The sequence below is a fragment of the Bacteroidota bacterium genome, from assembly GCA_036522515.1.
Taxonomy (GTDB): domain Bacteria; phylum Bacteroidota; class Ignavibacteria; order UBA10030; family SZUA-254; genus VBOC01.
Genome location: DATDFQ010000056.1, coordinates 364,297 through 381,995, shown reverse-complemented (window position 1 = coordinate 381,995; position 17,699 = coordinate 364,297). Strand labels below are relative to the sequence as shown.

General features: G+C 59.4%; 16 protein-coding genes. 10 read left to right on the top strand and 6 right to left on the bottom strand.

All coding sequences use genetic code 11. The features are described 5' to 3' along the window. Positions 1 to 45 precede the first annotated feature (45 nt). Positions 46 to 582 carry an RNA methyltransferase gene (locus VI215_12230; GenBank protein HEY6193081.1) on the top strand — a complete coding sequence of 179 codons (537 nt, stop codon included), beginning with the start codon at positions 46 to 48 and terminating at the stop codon, positions 580 to 582. Positions 583 to 585: 3 nt separating this feature from the next. Here the strand turns inward: VI215_12230 and VI215_12225 are convergent, their stop codons facing one another. The 5 genes from VI215_12225 to VI215_12205 form a co-directional block, all read right to left on the bottom strand. Further along, a complete protein-coding gene (locus VI215_12225; protein HEY6193080.1) occupies positions 586 to 3,510 on the bottom strand; it encodes a PAS domain S-box protein in 2,925 nt (974 codons plus the stop codon). A gap of 582 nt (positions 3,511 to 4,092) precedes the next feature. Then, positions 4,093 to 4,758, bottom strand: coding sequence for an ATP-binding protein (locus VI215_12220; GenBank protein ID HEY6193079.1), 666 nt, complete (start codon positions 4,756 to 4,758; stop codon positions 4,093 to 4,095). 12 nt (positions 4,759 to 4,770) lie between these two features. Then, positions 4,771 to 5,190, bottom strand: a complete 420-nt coding sequence (gene ruvX / locus VI215_12215; protein ID HEY6193078.1) for a Holliday junction resolvase RuvX — start codon at positions 5,188 to 5,190, stop codon at positions 4,771 to 4,773. Between the two features lie 12 nt (positions 5,191 to 5,202). After that, positions 5,203 to 5,550, bottom strand: coding sequence for an HU family DNA-binding protein (locus VI215_12210; GenBank protein ID HEY6193077.1), 348 nt, complete (start codon positions 5,548 to 5,550; stop codon positions 5,203 to 5,205). A 13-nt stretch (positions 5,551 to 5,563) separates the two neighbouring features. Continuing rightward, positions 5,564 to 7,747, bottom strand: coding sequence for a bifunctional (p)ppGpp synthetase/guanosine-3',5'-bis(diphosphate) 3'-pyrophosphohydrolase (locus VI215_12205; protein ID HEY6193076.1), 2,184 nt, complete (start codon positions 7,745 to 7,747; stop codon positions 5,564 to 5,566). Between the two features lie 279 nt (positions 7,748 to 8,026). Here VI215_12205 and amrA point away from each other — a divergent pair, with 279 nt between their 5' ends. The 9 genes from amrA to VI215_12160 all read left to right on the top strand — a co-directional run bounded on the left by amrA (position 8,027) and on the right by VI215_12160 (position 16,328). Next, complete coding sequence (gene amrA / locus VI215_12200) at positions 8,027 to 8,614, top strand: AmmeMemoRadiSam system protein A (GenBank protein ID HEY6193075.1); 588 nt, start codon at positions 8,027 to 8,029, stop codon at positions 8,612 to 8,614. Between the two features lie 27 nt (positions 8,615 to 8,641). Continuing rightward, on the top strand, positions 8,642 to 9,475 hold the full coding sequence (gene amrB / locus VI215_12195) for an AmmeMemoRadiSam system protein B (GenBank protein HEY6193074.1): 834 nt from the start codon (positions 8,642 to 8,644) through the stop codon (positions 9,473 to 9,475). A gap of 6 nt (positions 9,476 to 9,481) precedes the next feature. Next, on the top strand, positions 9,482 to 10,438 hold the full coding sequence (locus VI215_12190; GenBank protein HEY6193073.1) for a Rossmann-like and DUF2520 domain-containing protein: 957 nt from the start codon (positions 9,482 to 9,484) through the stop codon (positions 10,436 to 10,438). Beyond that, positions 10,435 to 11,502, top strand: a complete 1,068-nt coding sequence (locus tag VI215_12185) for a glucose-1-phosphate thymidylyltransferase (GenBank protein HEY6193072.1) — start codon at positions 10,435 to 10,437, stop codon at positions 11,500 to 11,502. The genes VI215_12190 and VI215_12185 overlap by 4 nt, the downstream gene beginning before the upstream one ends. A gap of 29 nt (positions 11,503 to 11,531) precedes the next feature. Then, positions 11,532 to 12,317, top strand: coding sequence for an enoyl-CoA hydratase-related protein (locus VI215_12180; protein ID HEY6193071.1), 786 nt, complete (start codon positions 11,532 to 11,534; stop codon positions 12,315 to 12,317). Beyond that, a complete protein-coding gene (locus VI215_12175; GenBank protein HEY6193070.1) occupies positions 12,314 to 12,877 on the top strand; it encodes a hypothetical protein in 564 nt (187 codons plus the stop codon). The genes VI215_12180 and VI215_12175 overlap by 4 nt, the downstream gene beginning before the upstream one ends. Positions 12,878 to 12,932: 55 nt before the next feature. Further along, the gene (locus VI215_12170; protein HEY6193069.1) at positions 12,933 to 14,405 is read left to right on the top strand and encodes a glycine--tRNA ligase; all 1,473 of its coding nucleotides are present in this window, start codon (positions 12,933 to 12,935) and stop codon (positions 14,403 to 14,405) included. A 46-nt stretch (positions 14,406 to 14,451) separates the two neighbouring features. After that, complete coding sequence (locus VI215_12165) at positions 14,452 to 15,123, top strand: OmpA family protein (protein HEY6193068.1); 672 nt, start codon at positions 14,452 to 14,454, stop codon at positions 15,121 to 15,123. Between the two features lie 65 nt (positions 15,124 to 15,188). Further along, positions 15,189 to 16,328 (top strand): hypothetical protein, encoded by a 1,140-nt coding sequence (locus VI215_12160; GenBank protein ID HEY6193067.1) that lies wholly within the window; start codon positions 15,189 to 15,191, stop codon positions 16,326 to 16,328. Positions 16,329 to 16,338: 10 nt separating this feature from the next. Here VI215_12160 and porQ read toward each other — a convergent pair whose 3' ends face one another. Beyond that, the gene (gene porQ / locus VI215_12155) at positions 16,339 to 17,283 is read right to left on the bottom strand and encodes a type IX secretion system protein PorQ (protein HEY6193066.1); all 945 of its coding nucleotides are present in this window, start codon (positions 17,281 to 17,283) and stop codon (positions 16,339 to 16,341) included. Positions 17,284 to 17,699 lie beyond the last annotated feature (416 nt).

Sequence of the window (17,699 nt, the reverse complement as noted above, 5' to 3'; positions counted from 1 at the left end):
ATCAATACCGAACTTTTGCGGGAATTGCTTATATTTGAACGATTTATGAGAAAATTGACCCATGAGGAAATCGGGCGCAGACGACTCTCCCCGGAGCAGCTCGGCCGGGAAGAACGCTTCCCCGTTACGATCCTGCTGGATAACATCAGGAGCCTCTATAATGTCGGGTCGATCTTCAGGAGCGCAGACGGCGCCCGGGTTTCCAGGCTCATCCTGAGCGGCTACACTCCGCACCCCCCGAGAAAGGAAATCGAGAAAACGGCCCTCGGAGCGACCGCCACCGTCCCGTGGACGTACGTCAGGGATCCGCTCGAGGCGATCGCCGCGCTCAAGTCCGGGGGTGTCAGGATCTGCGTTCTTGAGCAAACCGGGTCGAGTACGCCTTACTATTCGATTTCAAAGGAGAGTTTTCCGCTCTGCCTCGTGGTGGGAAACGAAATCACCGGAGTCTCCGGCGAGATCCTCCGGGAAGCGGACTTTGCGGTCGATATTCCGATGTACGGCATGAAACAGTCGCTCAACGCGGCTGTCGCGCTCGGAATAACGGTCTTCGAACTCGTGAGGATTTGGAAAAGCGAATGACGCCTAGCAGGCGTCCAGAACTTCGCGGACTCTCCCGAGAACCATCTCAGAGACGTAGGGCTTCTGGATAAAGTCCTTCGCTCCCGCCTTCATCATGGTCATTTTCAGGTTGGGATCAAAATAGCCGCTCGCGAGGATCGCTTTGACGCGCGGATTCATCGCCATCATCTCCTGAAACATTTCCCAGCCTCCCAGCTTCGGCAGGCCCATGTCGGAGAGGACGATCGCAATCGTGTCCTTGTTGGTTCGGTAGATCTCCACCCCCTCGGCGCCGTCTTTCGCGGCAAGAACCCTGTACCCGTGCTCTTCGAACAGGCTCGTCAGGAGCTCGCGCAGCATTTCCTCGTCCTCGACCAGGAGAACCGTTTCATCCCCTCCTTTCGGCTCGGACCGCTCGGTCGAAGCGGGCGAGGCCGAGACGATCGTGCGCGACTGGACCGGAAGATAGAGCCCGAGCGTGGTCCCGACTCCGGGCGCGCTCGCCACATCGACGAATCCGTGATGGCTGTTGACCACGCCGTACACCACCGCGAGTCCGAGGCCGGTCCCCTTCCCCAGTTCTTTCGTCGTGAAGAACGGCTCGAAGATCCGGTTCCGGGTCGCCTCATCCATCCCCAATCCGTTGTCTTCCACCTGGACGCAGACATATTCGTCGGCGCCCGCTCCGGAGAACTTCTTCCGAATCTCGGAGCCCGGCACCACCCTCGTGCGAAGCGTCAGCGCTCCCCCGCCGGGGGCCCCCACGCCGTCCATCAGGGCGTCCCGTGAATTCAGACTCAGGTTCAGGAGCGCCTGGTGGAGCTGCGACGCGTCCGCAAGAACCGAGGGAATCCGCTCGTCAAGCTGCAACGAAATGGAAATCGTCTTCGGGAATGTCTGCGTCAGCATCCGGGCGAGCTCCTGGAGGGTGTCGTTCACGTTGACCGACTCGAACGAAGGATCTGCCTTGCGCGCAAACGTGAGGAGCTGGCGAACCAGGGCGGCGCCCCGCTCCACGGCGACTTCGATCGTTCCGAACCCCTGCCGGAGTTTCTCGAGGTCGGGGGTGCCCTTCTGCATCATCGCCGTGTAGCCGAGGATGATCCCGAGGATATTGTTGAAATCATGGGCGATTCCGCCTGCGAGGGTCCCGATTCCTTCCATCTTTTGCGCCTGCCGGAACTGGTCTTCGAGCCTCTTGCGTTCCGTGATGTCCCTGATGAAGGAGCGGTAGGCGATGACCGTCCCTTCCGCATCGCGGACGGCCGAGGCATTCTCGAGCACCATCCGTTTTCCGCCGTTTTTCAATTTAATCTCAAACTCGAAGTCTGTCACGTACCCCTGCCGCGCAAGAGTATTCTTGAAGATCTCACGGTCCTCCGAGTTCGCATAGAGGTCGCGTGAGAGATCGATCCCCAGCAGCTCCTCCCTGGACTGGTACCCGAACAGTTCGATGCCTGCCGGGTTCACGTCGATGATCCTTCCTTCGGGCGTGCTGCGGAAGATGCCGTCCTTCGACTCTTCGAACAGGGTCCTGTATTTCTCTTCCGAGACCCGGAGCATTTCTTCGGCGCGCTTATGCTGCGTGACATCCCTGCGGGTTCCCCAGATCCGCTTCAGGTGGTCGTTGTCGATCATGCCGACCAGGTTGTTCAGGTAGTGCTTGCGGGTTCCGAGGATGTCGTTTTCTGAAGACTCCGCATCCGTCAACCTGTATCCGGTGAGGATGAAGTCGCGAAGAAGCTGGTCGCTCATCCGGTTCTCCGGCTTGAGCACGTCGCCGAGCTTCGCGCCCATGAGCTCCTTCGCTCCGGAGACGCCGTACATGTGCGCCATGGCGTCGTTGCACTCCGCGATGTAGGCATGCGCATAGAACGCCCGGATCTGCTCCTGTTCGGGAAGCAGGATGGAGATGGGATGGTCCAGCTCAAATCTCCAGATCCCCTCGGAGCTCTGTTCGACAAACTGGCGGTACCGTTCTTCGCTGACACGGAGCGCTTCTTCCCCCAGCTTCCGTTCGATCGCTTTTGCCACCTGCGAAGAAACGAATTCGAGAATATGCTGGTCCTGTTCTCCGTAGGCGTTGGGATCCGAGTAGTGCTGCACGGTCATCACCCCGATGGTTTTCTTTTCCACGGTCAGGGGGACGCCGAGCCAGATGGGCGAGGGCACGCCGATGAGAATGGCCTCGCCGCGTTTTTCCAACTCTTCCATACCGGCGGAATCGCACAACAGAGGCCTGCCCGTCCGGAGGACGTACTCTGTCAGGCCTTTTTCAGGGTGCTTCGGAGGAGACGGTGTGTCGACCTCGTCGACGAAATACGGAAAACTGATCAGGTCCGAGCGCTCATCGTAGAGAGCGATGTAAAAATTATTCGCGGGCATTACCTCGTGAATGATCCGGTGGACGCCCTTGAACAGTTCATCGAGGGTCGGGGAACTGTCCGCCGCCTGCGCGATTCTGTAGACCGCGGATTGCAACTGCTCCGCACGCTTCCGGTCGGTCGTATCGCGCGTTGCCTCCGTTCGTGCGGTGACGTCGTGCGAGATCAGAACGATCTGGACTACCTTCCCCTTTTCGTCACGGATGACATATCCCTGGGACTCGATGTGGCGGACCCGCCCGTCGGCCGTAAGAAACCGGTACTCCATGCGGGTACACTCGCCGGTCCGCGCCGTCTCCTGAAAAGCATCCCGAACGCGCTCCCTGTCGTCCGGATGAACCTCCTGGAACAGGTCGTTCCCGGGAGTCCCGGGCGCATCCTCGAGGATTCTCTTGTACGAAGGGCTATTATAGAGGCGCTTCCCCTTTGAGTCGGTGACAGTGACGAGGTCGTCGACATTCTCGAGGATCAGTCGAAGGAGCCGCTCGTCACGGAAGAGATCCGCTCGGGAAACAGGTTTCCCGGCATGTGGCAGACGCAGCGCGTCTTTGGCTATTTTAGACAAAATGACTCAAATTCATTGTTATCCCGGTGTTGAATCTAGGGAAGATCGCGCACCTCTTCAAGCCCCACTTGTCCGGCGTCACTTTCAGCACATATGGGGCGTCCTCTCAAGGGCAGGCATTTGGGAGCATGAGATGTGGGAGCACAAAACTATCGGGTTCGGTAGCCGCAAGCTTTAGCTTGCGGGCTTTTGATGGGGAATCGGGAGCATGAAATCCCCACGGCCTAAAGGCCGTGGCTACCGAATCTACGGGGTTTTGGTAACTGGCTATCGGAATCGGTAGCCGCAAGCTTTAGCTTGCGGGCTTTTGATAGGAAATCGGGAGCATGAAATGCCCACGGCCTAAAGGCCGTGGCTACCGAATTTGAGACGGCATCTGTCGGGGATCGGTAGCCGCAAGCTTTAGCTTGCGGGCTTTTGGAGGGGAATCGGGAGCATGAAATGCCCACGGCCTAAAGGCCGTGGCTACCGAATTTGCGACGGCATCTGTCGGGGATCGGTAGCCGCAAGCTTTAGCTTGCGGGCTTTTTTTTGGGGGGGGTTACGCAGCCTGAAGGCTGCGCCTACCGAATTTGCGAGGAGTCAGTGCTTTATTTCGGAGGCGAGGGTGAAAAACTCTTCTTTTTCGTGCGTGTGTATCCGGATCACACCGACCCGGACCAGACCGACAAGGATCCGCGAGGCCCGGCGGTCGCTGATATTCACCTCCCTGCCGAACTCTCTCACGGTGATCCTCTCGTTCTTCTCGAGATGCCGGAACAGGCGGCGTTCATTCTCGCCGATGGCGATCTTCCGGGGGGGTGCGTCGGGATTCTCATCTTCGAGGATTTTTACCACTTCACGGCTTGCCATGACGGTCTTGTCGTTCACCCGGATATATACGCGGGTTGCCTCCCCGTTCGACCGGTCGTGCTCGCCCAGGAAATAGTGGGGTTTGGTGCGGCTCTCATCGATCCGGCACACGATGACATCGCGTCCGTCGAAGGGGACGATCGTGATGCCGGGACGAATGACCGGGTCGCAGTACTCGTTCCCGGCGATCTCGATCAACTCGATCTCCGATTTTTCGCTTTCGACCCCGACGATCGACCCGTCGTCGTCGACGCCGAAGAGGATGGTTCCTCCCTTCGTGTTGGCGAACGAGATGATCGTTCTGGCTATTTTCTCCGCGGAGGAGATGCGGCGTTTGAATTCGATCCCAAAGCCCTCTCCCTCCTCGATCAGCCGGTTGACGTCGTGAAAGTTCATGGTCCGTCCGCTTTATCCTCCCTGACCGTCAAGATATCCCTGAAGGATCAGGGCCGAGGCCATCTCGTCGATCCTTCCCTTCACCCTGCGCTTCATCTTACCCACGTTCATATCCAATAGTGTCTGGCGTGCAATCCGCGACGTAAACCTCTCGTCCTGCCTCACGATCTCCACCTTCAGTTCCGACGCCAGGAGCCGGATGAATTCTTCGACTTCCTCCGCCATCGAGTCGCTCCTCCCTTTCAGGTTGATCGGGACTCCCACCACGATCTTCTCCACGCCGAACTCGAGGGCGATGCGCTTGATCTCTGAAATTTTTGAGGGGGAGTTCGGTATGACGGTCACTCCCCGGGCGATGATATTCAGGGGGTCGCTGACCGCGATCCCGATGCGTCTGCTGCCATAGTCGATGCCCAGGATGCGCGCGGCCATGTCGTCTGTGAATCAGTTCTCAGAGGGACGGTGAGCCCCGAGCGGCTGCGAAAGAAAGCCCTTCAGCCGCTTTCCCGGCTTGAAGTGCGTCTTCCTTCGCGAGGGGACGTAGATAATTTCTCCGGATTTTGGGTTGCGCGCTTTGGGTTTGGATCGCGTGGCTTTGACCTCGAACACGCCGAAATCCCTGATTTCAATCCGCAGATCGGGATCGGCGCTCATCATGATCTCCCGGACCGCCACGAACACGCGCTCGATCCACTTCGCGGAAACGTTCATATTCTCGGAGCCGGCGAGCGCGACCTTCCTGACAAGGTCTTTCTTCGTGTAGGTTTTCGGGCGGTGACCGTTGCTCTTCATTCATCCCTCCTTGCTACTCCATCAGGCGATCCGCCCGATAGACGCCTTTGATTTTGCGCAGTTTCTCGATGACCCTGCCGAGATGGTCTGTGTGTTTTACGCCGATAATGATCGTTCCCTCGAAGATACTGTCCTTCGTATCGATTTTCACGCCGCGAATGTTCGTGTTCTGATAGGTCGAGATCGCGTGCGTGATGTCGTTCAGCATGCCGGTCCGGTCCTCGCCCGAGATCCGGATGGCGGCCGGGTATTCGACCCCGTTCGTTCCGGGCCAGCCCACCTCCACGATGCGGCGCGGATCGGACGCCATCATCGAAATCAGGTTCTTGCATGTCTTCACGTGTATCTTGACCCCCTCTCCCTGCGTGACGAATCCGATGATTTCGTCGCCGGGGATGGGATTGCAGCACTTTGCGTAACTGTGCATGAAGTTGTCGTTGCTTCCGAAGAGCGTGATCCCGCCGGTGATGCTGCGCGCGGTGTCCAGGAACCGGTTGAAGAGGCCGGCGCTCTTATCCTCCCGGGGAAGTTCCGGCTGGGAGTGCTTGAGCTTCAGCTCGATCTCGTGAAGGACCGCCTCGGGATCGATTTCCTCCCGCTGGATTTTCAGGTAGAAATCCCTCAGGTCGTCCACCTTGAACTCGTGCACATGCCTGATCAGATCGTCGTCGCTGATGTGTAGCTTGAACCTCTTCGCGCGCTTCTCCCATTGCTCGCGTCCCTCGGTGATCTCCTTGCGCTCCTCCTCCTTGACCCATTTGCGGACCTGGGCTTTCGCCTTGTGGGTGACGACGAACTGCTCCCAGTCGGCTTTCGGGGTCTGGTTCTTGGACGTGATGATTTCCACCTGGTCCCCGCTGCGGAGCTGGGAGTCGAGGGGAACGATGCGTCCGTTGACTTTCGCGCTGAGGGAATGGAATCCCACGTTGGTGTGGACCGCGAACGCGAAATCGACGGGGGTGGCGCCTTTCGGAAGGATTTTCAGCTCTCCCTTCGGGGTGAAGAGGTAGATCTCATCCTGGTAAAGATTCAGCTTGAAGCTCTCCATCAGCTGCTTGGCGGGCGCCTCCTCATCGGCGTGCTCGAAAATCTCGCGCACCCACGAAATCCAGTTTTCCAGCTCCTCGTCGAGGGTCGAAACGTTCTCCTTATACCTCCAGTGGGCCGCGACCCCCTGCTCGGCGATCTCATGCATCGCCCGCGTCCTGATCTGCATCTCCACCATTTTACCCTCCGGGCCGACGACGGTCGAGTGAATGGACCGGTAGCCGTTTTTCTTCGGCACGGAAATGTAATTCTTGAACCGTTCGGGAATCGGCAGGTAGATCGAGGAGAGGATGCCGTAGGCCGTGAAGCATTCGTTCTCGTTCTCGGTCTCGAGGATGATCCGGACCGCAAACAGATCGTAGATCTCATCGAGCGGCTTGGCCCGAGCGACCATCTTGTTGTAGATGCTGTACAAATGTTTGGGCCGCCCTTCGATTTCAAACTTCATCCCCTCCTCGTTCAGGCGCTTCTCGAGCGGCAGGACGAACTTGCGGATGTACGATTCCCGTTCCTTTCGCCGCGCCTTGAGCTGGCGCGCGATGTTCTCATATTCCCCGGGATGAAGGTACTTGAAGGCGAGGTCCTCGAGCTCCCACTTGATCTTCGCCAGCCCGAAGCGGTGGGCGAACGGCGCATAAATGTCGAGCGTCTCCTTCGCGAGGCGCACCTGCCTCTCCGCAGGCAGGTACTCGAGGGTCCGCATGTTGTGAAGCCGGTCGGCAAATTTGAGCAGCATCACCCGGATGTCGTTCACCATGGAGAGAAGCATCTTGCGGTAGCTTTCCGCCTGCGTCACCTCGTGGCTGCGAAAGATATCCGAAATCTTGGTCGCGCCGTCGACGATGTCCGCTATGGCGCTTCCGAATTCCTGCCGGATATCCTTTATTTCGTACTCGGTGTCTTCGGCGACATCGTGGAGGAGGGCTGCAGCGACCGAAACGTCGTCCAGGGGGATTTCTTTGGCGACAACCATCGCCACCTCGTAGGGATGGTTGAAAAAGGGATCGCCGGACGCTCTAATGTCGTTCTTGTGGGCTTCGAGGCTGAACTCGAAAGCTCTGCGGATCAGGTCTTCATTGACGGTCCGAAGATTCTTTCGGCAGACAAGAAGGAGATCTTCCAGTTTCTTTTTGTAAATGCCGTCGCGCATGGGGCGCCGCCATCAGCGGAAGCGGGATCTGGTGGTCTAAGTTCGTTTAATTGCTCAACTTGGTCTACTACGAATATACTGTCATCAGGAATGAATGTCAACTGAACGGGGGGTGGTAGCGCCGCATTTTGTCATCCTGAGCGGAGCGAAGGATCTCGCCGGTCAACTAGACGAGATCCTTCGGTCGCTACGCTCCCTCAGGATGACATATACGGGGAATGCGAGACACCGCCGGATGATTGAATCTCACTCAGAATTTGCGTAAGTTTTCGCAGATCCATGGACGACCGGACCGGGGAGATCGTGCTATCAGTCTCGGAAAAAGCCTTTCTGCTGGAGTTGGCGCGCGATTCAATCGAGTCGGCCGTCAGGGGAAAACCCCCGGCGTCGATCGGACCCTGCGAGCCCGCTCTGCTCCGTCCGCAGGGGGCGTTCGTGACCTTGCGGATCAGCGGGGAATTGCGCGGGTGCATCGGGTACGTCGATCCCCTCAAGCCGCTGGCGCATACCGTCCAGGAGGCTGCGGTGAAAGCCGCGCTCGACGACCAGCGATTTCCACCCGTCGGGCCGGATGAATTAGACGCTCTCGCGATTGAAATTTCCGTCCTCTCGCCATTAATCAAGATGGAACAGATTACCGACATCGAAGTGGGAACACACGGTCTGCTGATCGGATATGGGGGAAATCGCGGCCTCCTCTTGCCGCAGGTGCCGTTGGAACACGGGTGGGACCGTGAGACTTTTCTCTCCCAGACCGCCAAAAAGGCCGGCCTGCCTCCCCGGATCTGGGAACGTCCAGGCGCGGAAACCTACCTCTTCACGGCGGAGATCTTCGAAGAGGAATCGGAGGCCCGTGGGAAACGGTGAATCACGGCGCGCATTGAACCTCTGCCGGTGACCCCGCCGCTCATACGCGAACCGGCCGTGGCCGGTATGTTCTATCCGGCGGATCCGGAGGCCCTCCGCGCGGAAATCGGCGCGCGCCTGGCCCGCGCGGACGCACGGCCCGAAGAGGGAGTCATCCTCGGATTGATCCTGCCGCATGCCGGATACGAGTACTCCGGCGACGCGGCATCCCTGGGATACAAACTGCTCGGCGGAAAATCGTTTGAATGCGTGGTCATTGTCTCCCCGAGCCACCGGGAATACTTTGACGGCATTTCCGTCTATGAAGGAAGCGGATACCGCACTCCGCTCGGTGATCTGCCGGTCGACGATCGCTTCCGCGAGCTCCTCGTTTCCGGTGATCCGCTCATCGAGGCGTCCCGGATGGGCCACCGGAACGAACATGCGATCGAGGTGCATCTCCCCTTCATCCAGGAGGTCCTCGGCGAGGTGAACATACTGCCGATCGTGATGGGCGAACAACGGAGAGAGTATTGCTTCCACCTTGCGGGAAGGCTCGCCCAGGTGTTCGCGGGCACCCGGGTATTGCTCATTGCAAGCACCGATCTTTCCCACTACCATCGCTATGAAGTTGCGGAATCGCTCGACGGCATTATCGTCGCGGACGTCGCCGGATTCGACGAGGAGAAAATCATGACCGACCTGGAGACAAGGCGCACCGAAGCCTGCGGGGGCGGTCCGATGGTCGCGGTGATGGCTGCGGCCCGGCGTCTCGGCGCGAATCGCGCCGGAATCCTCTCCCACTGTAATTCCGGGGACGTGACCGGCGACCGCTCGAGCGTCGTGGGATACCTTTCCGCCGTTCTTCTCAATACGAACTGACCTCCCGTGCCGGCACCGCGTCCTCCCAGGGTTTCCATCGTCGGCGCCGGAGCGGTGGGCTCCTCGCTCGGGCGGGCCTTGCACGACAGGGGTTATCCGTTCGTCTCCGTCATCAGCCGCAGCGGCGCTCCGGCGATCGCGCTCGCGAAGGCGTTGCAATGCGGCAGGGCTTCGACGGAGATCGGCGACCTTTCCCCGAAGACCGAATGCCTTCTCCTCACCGTCCCGGACGGGGCGATCGCGGAGGTGGCGCTCAGCGTCTCGAAACTGAAGGCGATCAACTTCAAAAAGCTGTTCGTCGTCCACTGTTCCGGAGTGCATTCTGCAGACGTGCTGGAACCGCTCCGCCGGCGCGGATCGCTGGTGGCGTCGATGCACCCGATCCAGACGTTTCCCTCCATGAGGCCACCGGGGAGGCAGCGCGGGCCCGGGAGGAGCCGGGCGAAGATTCAGGGAATCTTCTACGGGATCGACGGCGAGCGGGAGGCGGTCGGGCGGGCGGAGCGTTTGATCGGGGACCTGGGCGGGAGAGCCCTGATTATCCGGAAAGAACTGAGGCCCCTCTACCACGTGATATGCGTGTTTGCGTCGAATTATCTGATGGTGCACCTCCATTCAATCGAGCAGTTGACCCTGCGACTCGGCGTGGCGGCGACCTGGGAGGAAATGTTCGGGCCCCTGATCACGGCGACGCTTGAGAACGCGGTGCACCCGCCCGCCGCCGACTCGCTTACCGGGCCGATCGTAAGAGGCGATTTCGAGACGGTGGACCTCCATCTCAAAGCGCTCCTGGCCTACGCCCCGAAGTTTCTCCCGGCCTATATCTCCGGAGGAATCGAGGTTGCGCGGGTCGGAAAAGAACAACAGAAGCTCAGCCAGGAGAATTTTGAACGGTTGATCGGACAATTCAGGCAAATACTAAAGAACCATCCACTCAATAATCGAGCGAAGGTGAAGAATTGAAAGCACTCATCGCAAGCGGCGGCCGCGGCACGCGCCTCAGGCCTCTGACCCACACCCAAAACAAGCACCTGATTCCCATCGCCAACAAGCCGATTCTGCACTACGCGATCGAGGCCGCGGTCGATGCGGGAATCAAGCAGATCGGCATCGTCTGCAACGCCGACAACGATGAGGTGCAGAAGGCGATCGGGAACGGGAAGCGGTGGAACGCCCGGATTACGTATATTCCCCAAACCGCGCCCCTCGGCCTCGCGCATGTCGTGAAGATCGCTCAGAGGTTCGTCGGGAAGGACAACTTCATTTTCTACCTCGGCGACAATATGGTGGTCGGCGGGGTGAAGAGATTCATCGAGGAGTTCGAGCGGAGCGGCTGCAATTGCTTCCTGACGCTTGCCCGGGTTCGCGATCCGGAGCGCTTCGGCGTGCCGGAGATCAAGAAAGGGCGGATCGTCCGCATCGAGGAAAAACCCTCCAAACCGAGAAGCCAGTTTGCGGTCGCGGGCATTTACATCTACGACCACCATATTTTCGAGGCGGCGAGAAAGATCAAACCGAGCAAGCGCGGCGAGCTGGAGATCTCCGATGCGCACCAGTACCTGATCGACAAGGGCTATAAGGTCGGATTCAGCGAGATCACCGGCTGGTGGAAGGACACCGGCAAGCCCTCGGACCTGCTGGAAGCGAACCGGCTCGTGCTCGACAATCTCCGTCCCCAACTCGAGGGGCACATCGACAAGACTTCGACGGTGGCGGGGAAAGTGCAGCTCGGGGAAGGGTCGAAAATCCTCAACAGCGTGGTGCGCGGGCCGGCCATCATCGGAAGGAACTGCGTGATCGAGAACAGCTATATCGGACCCTTCACCTCGATCGGCGACGGGACCCAGATCCGGAATTCGGAAGTGGAGTACAGCATCGTCCTGAGAGATTGCAAGGTGCTCGACGTCCGCATCCGGATTGAGGGAAGCATCCTCGGCAACGACGTGGAGATCGTGGACGCCGTCGGAAAACCGCACGTCCACCGCTTCATGATCGGCGACCAGAGCAGGGTCGAGGTCGCATGGTAGCGCCGGAAGCGTGTTAAGGAGAAGGATCGATGACAAACTATCAAACGCTGCTGTTCGAGACGAGGGAACGGATCGCGTTCATCACCCTCAACCGTCCCGATAAACTGAACGCCCTCAACGCGCTCTGCAAGAAGGAGCTGGGCGAGGTGTTCGGACAGATCCGGTCCGGGCACGAGGTGGACGCCGCAATTCTGACGGGCTCGGGGGAGAAGGCCTTCGCCGCGGGGACGGACATCGGGGAACTTTCCTCCCTTACTCCCGAGTCCGGCAAGGAATTCTCGCTCTCCGGCCAGGCGCTCTTCGACCGGATCCAGCACCTCGGCAGGCCGGTGATCGCCGCGGTCAACGGCTACGCGCTGGGCGGGGGCTGCGAGCTCGCGCTTGCCTGCCATTTGCGGATCGCATCGGAGAACGCGAGTTTCGGCCAGCCGGAAGTGAACCTGGGGACTATTCCGGGTTATGGCGGAACCCAGCGGCTGCCGAGATTGATCGGGCCGGGCCGGGCGACGGCCATGATCCTCACGGGGAGCCCGATCGATGCCCAGGAAGCGCTCAGGATCGGACTGGTACACCTCGTCGTCCCCCGCTCCCGTTTGCTCGCGGAGGCCGAATCGCTCGCCCGGACGATTCTCTCGAAGGGCCAGATCGCGGTGCGCATGAGCCTGAAGGCGATCAACATCAGCATGGAAATGCCTTTGAGCGAGGGTCTGAAGGTGGAGGCATCGATGTTCGGAGAATGCTGCGGCACGGCAGACTTCTCGGAAGGGACCAAAGCGTTCATCGAAAAGCGCAAACCTTCGTTCGCCGGCCGATGAGCCGGGGCCCTCTGGTCGATCACCCGATCGTCGTGCGCCTGGTGATCTCGCTTCTCATGGGAGTCGCGGCGGCCGGCTTGTTCTTTCTCAACCGCACCAGCCTGACCCCGCCCCGCCATGGCGAAGCCGGACCGGTGTCGGCAAGTTCGGGGTTGGCGGACACTACCGGGCATCCCGGCGAGCAGAGGTCCGAGCCGGTCCCGGAGGCTTCGCCCGCCGTGCTCGCGGAAATCGACCACGAGGTCGATTCGGTCCTCGTCCATTTCGGCATCGACGAATCGTGGACGCGCAGGAAGGAAATCGCGGTGCCGAATTCCAGGTTTTCGAGGATCGAGCGGCGGGTCCTGATCCCCAAAGACCTTGCCACGGTCGTGCTGAACGGCGCCTTCAACGCAATGGCGGCCAGGTTTAACGGCAGGGCAATCGCTTCGGAGAACCTCCGGGAGAATCATGTTACAATTCACATCGAGGTGGGGGGAGCGATCGTTCAGACGATCATCCTCCGCCCGACCCCCAATCTGAGACGGGATGCCCGGGACCGGCCCCCTAAGAAAGTCTGAATCCGGACCACACGAATTTTCCGCACCATCATCAACGAAAGAGAGAGTACGTTCAATGGCAAAAGAGAAACCCGGCACGGTATCGATGGATAAACTGGTCTCGCTCTGCAAACGGAGGGGCTTCGTCTTCCAGTCGAGCGAGATCTACGGCGGCTTGAACGGCGCATGGGATTACGGCCCGTTGGGCGTCGAGCTCCTGAACAATATCAAGGCCGAGTGGTGGAAGGAAATGACATACCGGGAAAACGTCGAGGGGATCGACGCGGCGATTCTCATGCACCCGAAAGTGTGGGAGGCCTCCGGCCACGTGGAGAATTTCACCGATCCGATGGTCGATTGCCGGCAGTGCAAATCCCGCTATCGCGTCGACATCCTCTTCGAGGAGCTGTCGGTCAAAAAGCAGAAGGAACTTCTCCGCGCCGTCGAGCCGGGGGCCGCGCTCCCCGCGGACGAGACTCTGATGACGGAAGAATTCCGCAGGCGCGCGGAGCTTGAACCCCAAAAATTCCTCCCGGTCCTGAATTGTCCCAATTGCGGAAACAAGGGGACCTTCACGGAGGCCCGGACATTCAACCTGATGTTCAAGACATTCGTCGGGCCGGTCGAGGATTCGGGCGCCGTCGTCTACCTACGCCCCGAGACGGCCCAGGGGATCTTCGTGAACTTTCTCAACGTTCAGTCCTCCTCCCGCCAGAAGATCCCGTTCGGCATCGCCCAGATCGGCAAGGCGTTCAGGAACGAGATCAACACGAAGAACTTCCTCTTCCGGACGCGGGAGTTCGAGCAGATGGAGATGCAGTTCTTTGTGAAACCGGGAACCGACGTCGAATGGTTCGAATACTGGCGCGAACAGCGGATGAGCTGGTTCAACCGGCTCGGGATGGAGTCCGGCAAGCTCCGCTGGCACCGCCACGAGCCCGGGAAGCTCGCCCATTACGCCAAGGATGCCTACGACGTTGAATATTCCTTCCCGTTCGGCTGGGGCGAAATCGAAGGGGTGCACAACCGCACCGATTTCGATCTTTCCCGGCACGAGCAGTTTTCCGGGAAAAGCCTCAAGTATTTCGAAGAGGAATCGAAGGAGAAATTCACGCCGTATATCATCGAAACATCGGCCGGAGCGAGCCGGTCGTGTATGGCGTTTCTCGTGAACGCCTATGCCGAGGAGGAAGCGCCCACGGCCGAAGGGACGGCGGAGACCCGCGTGGTACTGAAGCTCCACCCGAGACTCGCCCCGATCAAAGCCGCGGTCTTTCCGCTCGTGAACCGGGACGGAATGCCCGAAATAGCGAAGAAGATCGAACAGGAGTTGAGAAGCGCTCTCCGGGTTTCTTACGATGCGAGCGGCGCGGTCGGGCGCCGCTACCGGCGGCAGGACGAAATCGGGACACCGTTCTGCATCACCGTCGATTCGCAAACGCTGGAGGATCAGACTGTCACGGTGCGGGAACGCGACTCGATGGCCCAGGAGCGAATTGCGAGTGACAGGGTGGTTTCATATCTTACCTCAAGGATTTCAGCTGCATAGCAACCATCCAAACTCAACACTTACATCATTTCAGAGGAGAGACGCCATGACAACTCCCATCAAACTCTTCACCGTTCTGGTGATCTGCGCTTCCCTTCTCATGATGGGCTGCGGGGCGAGCAACACCGTCAAGGGGGGTGGAATAGGAGCTGCTGCCGGGGGAATTATCGGCGGGATCATCGGACACGCGGCGGGGAATACTGCCGCCGGGGTCATCATCGGGGCCGCGGTCGGAGGCACCGCAGGCGTGCTGATCGGTCATTATATGGACAAGCAGGCCGAGGAGATGAGAAATGACATCAAGAACGCAAAGATTGAGCGGGTCGGCGAGGGAATCAAGATCACGTTCGATTCCGGGATTCTCTTCAAGACGAACGCATCCGATCTTCAACCCACCGCAGAATCGAACATCTCCAGTCTCGCGAAGATCCTGAACAAGTACCCCGACACGAACATCCTGGTCGACGGCCACACCGACTCGACCGGTACAGCCGATTACAATCAGCGCCTGTCCGAGCGCCGGGCCCAGTCGGTCGCCGACTACCTGAAGGGCCTTTCCGTCGCCGGGTCCCGGATTACGACGAGGGGCTTCGGTGAAACCGCACCGGTCGCCTCGAATACGACCGCCGAAGGGCGGCAGCAGAACCGGCGGGTCGAAGTGGCGATCTTCGCCAACGACAAGCTGAAGGAAGCCGCGGCGAACAACCAGCTCGAGTGATTTCGCGTAGTCCGGAGCTTCTGAGAGCGGGATCCGTCCGGCCGTCCCTTAAAGTACCGAGGGGCATGTGCATCGGGCTCCTTGCGGCGCTCTCTGTCGTCGCCTCGCCGGCCCAATGGATCGGCGATTCCGCAACCGAAGCGCGCATTCACCGGGGGATCGAGGAGGTCTACAATCTCTCGTTCGACAGCGCAAAGACCGAGTTTCAATACATCGCCCGCCGGATGCCTGATCATCCGGCGGGTTATTTTTTCCTCGCGATGGTCGACTGGTGGAGAATCGTCACGGACATTGAGAACACGGCCTACGACGACCGCTTCCTTTCCGAACTGGACCGGGTGATCGATCTGTGCGACAAGCGGCTCGATAAGAACGAACACGACACAGCGGCGCTCTTTTTCAAAGGGGGAGCGCTCGGATTTCGGGGAAGGTTGCACGGCAACCGGGAGGATTGGCTCAAGGCGGCGAGCGACGGCCGCGCGGCCCTTCCCATCGTGGAGGAGGCGTACAAACTGGCGCCGGAGAACAACGACGTCCTCCTCGGCATGGGTCTGTACCATTATTATGCCGCTATCATCCCCGACCTTTACCCTTTCGTGAAACCCTTCATGATTTTTTTTCCGGAAGGCAACAAGAAGAAAGGCCTGAAAGAGCTCGCGAGGACGGCCTCCAACGGGACGTACGCGAGCATTGAAGCGACCTATTTTCTCCTGCAGGTCTTGCAGAATTACGAGAAAAAACCGGACCAGGCCCTCCCCCTTTCGTTAAGACTCCACGCGCGGTTCCCGAACAACCCGATCTTTCACAAGTATGTCGGGCGCTGCTATGCCTCGCTCGGAAACTGGGAAGCGTGTGCAACTGCCTTCAGGGAGATCCTGGAGAGAGTCGAGCACAAGAACCGCGGATACGACCGGCTCCTCGAACGGGAGGCGCGCTATTATCTGGGCGTGCAGGAGATGAACACGGCAAACTATCCCGCCTCCCTCGAGCACTTCTACCGGTGCGACGAGCTTTCACGGCTCCTCGATAAGGATCCGACCGGTTTCATGGTGGGAGTGAATCTGAAAATCGGGATGATTTACGACCTGCAGATGAAGCGGGATCTTGCGGTGAAGCAGTACCGGAAGGTGCTTGCGCTCGACGACTACCAGGGCGCCCACGAGCAGGCCGGGCGGTACCTGAAAACCCCCTACAAGAAATTCTGAGCCGCGCCGGTCAGAACGTTATGCTGATCCGGTGCACGGCGCCGATCTGGCCGAGCGACGAGTAGGCATAATCGACGCTGTACATGTCCGTGTTGATCCCCCCTCCGATCGAAAACCCCGCCAGCCCCGAACTCGAAAGGACTTTCAAATCCTGCCTCTGTCCGTTATTGTACCCGATCCGGAGGTGGACGTTCGGCCCGGGAAGCAGGTCGAGCCCCACCGAGAAGGCCCTGAACCTCTCACCGAAGGAGTCCTGTTTCTCGTTGAGCCGGTCCAGGCTCAGTAGGAGAGCCGCCGGGAGGTGTTCCGGGTAGATCTCGGCCCCGACGCGCAGGTTGAGCGGGAGATCTTCCCGTGTGTTGACGTAAGGATTGAGCTGGGTCCCCAGGTTGAGCAGGCTTATCCCGAGCGTGATTCTGTCGGGGATCGCCACATACTGCAACCCCAGATCGACAGCCGCGGCGGAAGAGTGCGCCTCTGCGATCGACGAGTAGATGAATTTTGCGTTCACTCCATACTCGAGCCCCGGCCGCAATGCCCCTGCATAGCCCGCGGTCACCGCGAGCTCGCCCGCATGGAATGTCCCTAAATCCTCCCCCTCTTCGCCGGTGCGGTTAAACTCGCCGTAATTGATATAGACGATCCCCGCGCCCACAAACCCCAGGTTGGGAATTTCCGTCCCGAAGCTGGCGTGCCCCGCATTAATATCGAGAAGGTGCTTGAAAAAACCGAAGGAGACTCTGCGCTGGGTCAGCGTCCCGAGCGCGGCGGGGTTGTAAAAGATGGCGTTCGGATCATCGACCATCACCACCGGACCGCCGCCTAGCGCCGCGGCGCGCGCGCCGACATCGAGCTGGAGAAAGTTGTACGCGCTATTATCCTGTGCGCGAACCTCCGGGCCGCACAACAAGACGAGCGCCGGGAGAAAAAATAGAGTCCGGGTGCAGATTCGCATGGAAGGTTCAGGTTATGGGTGTCAAACCGAAGGGAATCTAAGAAAATGCCCCGAGAGATACAAGAAGCACCAGTCGTGTCTCGATTTCACCCAACGTGTCATCCTGAGGGAGCGTAGCGACCGAAGGATCTCGTCTTTCCGACCTGCGAGATCCTTCGCTTCGCTCAGGATGACAAAATACGCGGGCTTGTTTCTTTTTCATAAAGTTGTATATTGAAGCTGAATAGTGGGATTTTCTCAATTTGTCCGAAGGGAATGATGCTGCCAGGCGAGGTTGAACGGCTCGTCGAATCGATCCTTCACGAAAGCTCCGGCGGGAAATCGTGCTGTAAGGACGGTATCTGCAGCGACGGCCTCTGCGTCATCCACAACAGGGAAGGCGTCAAGACCATCGTCCACACCGGGGCCGCTCGTGT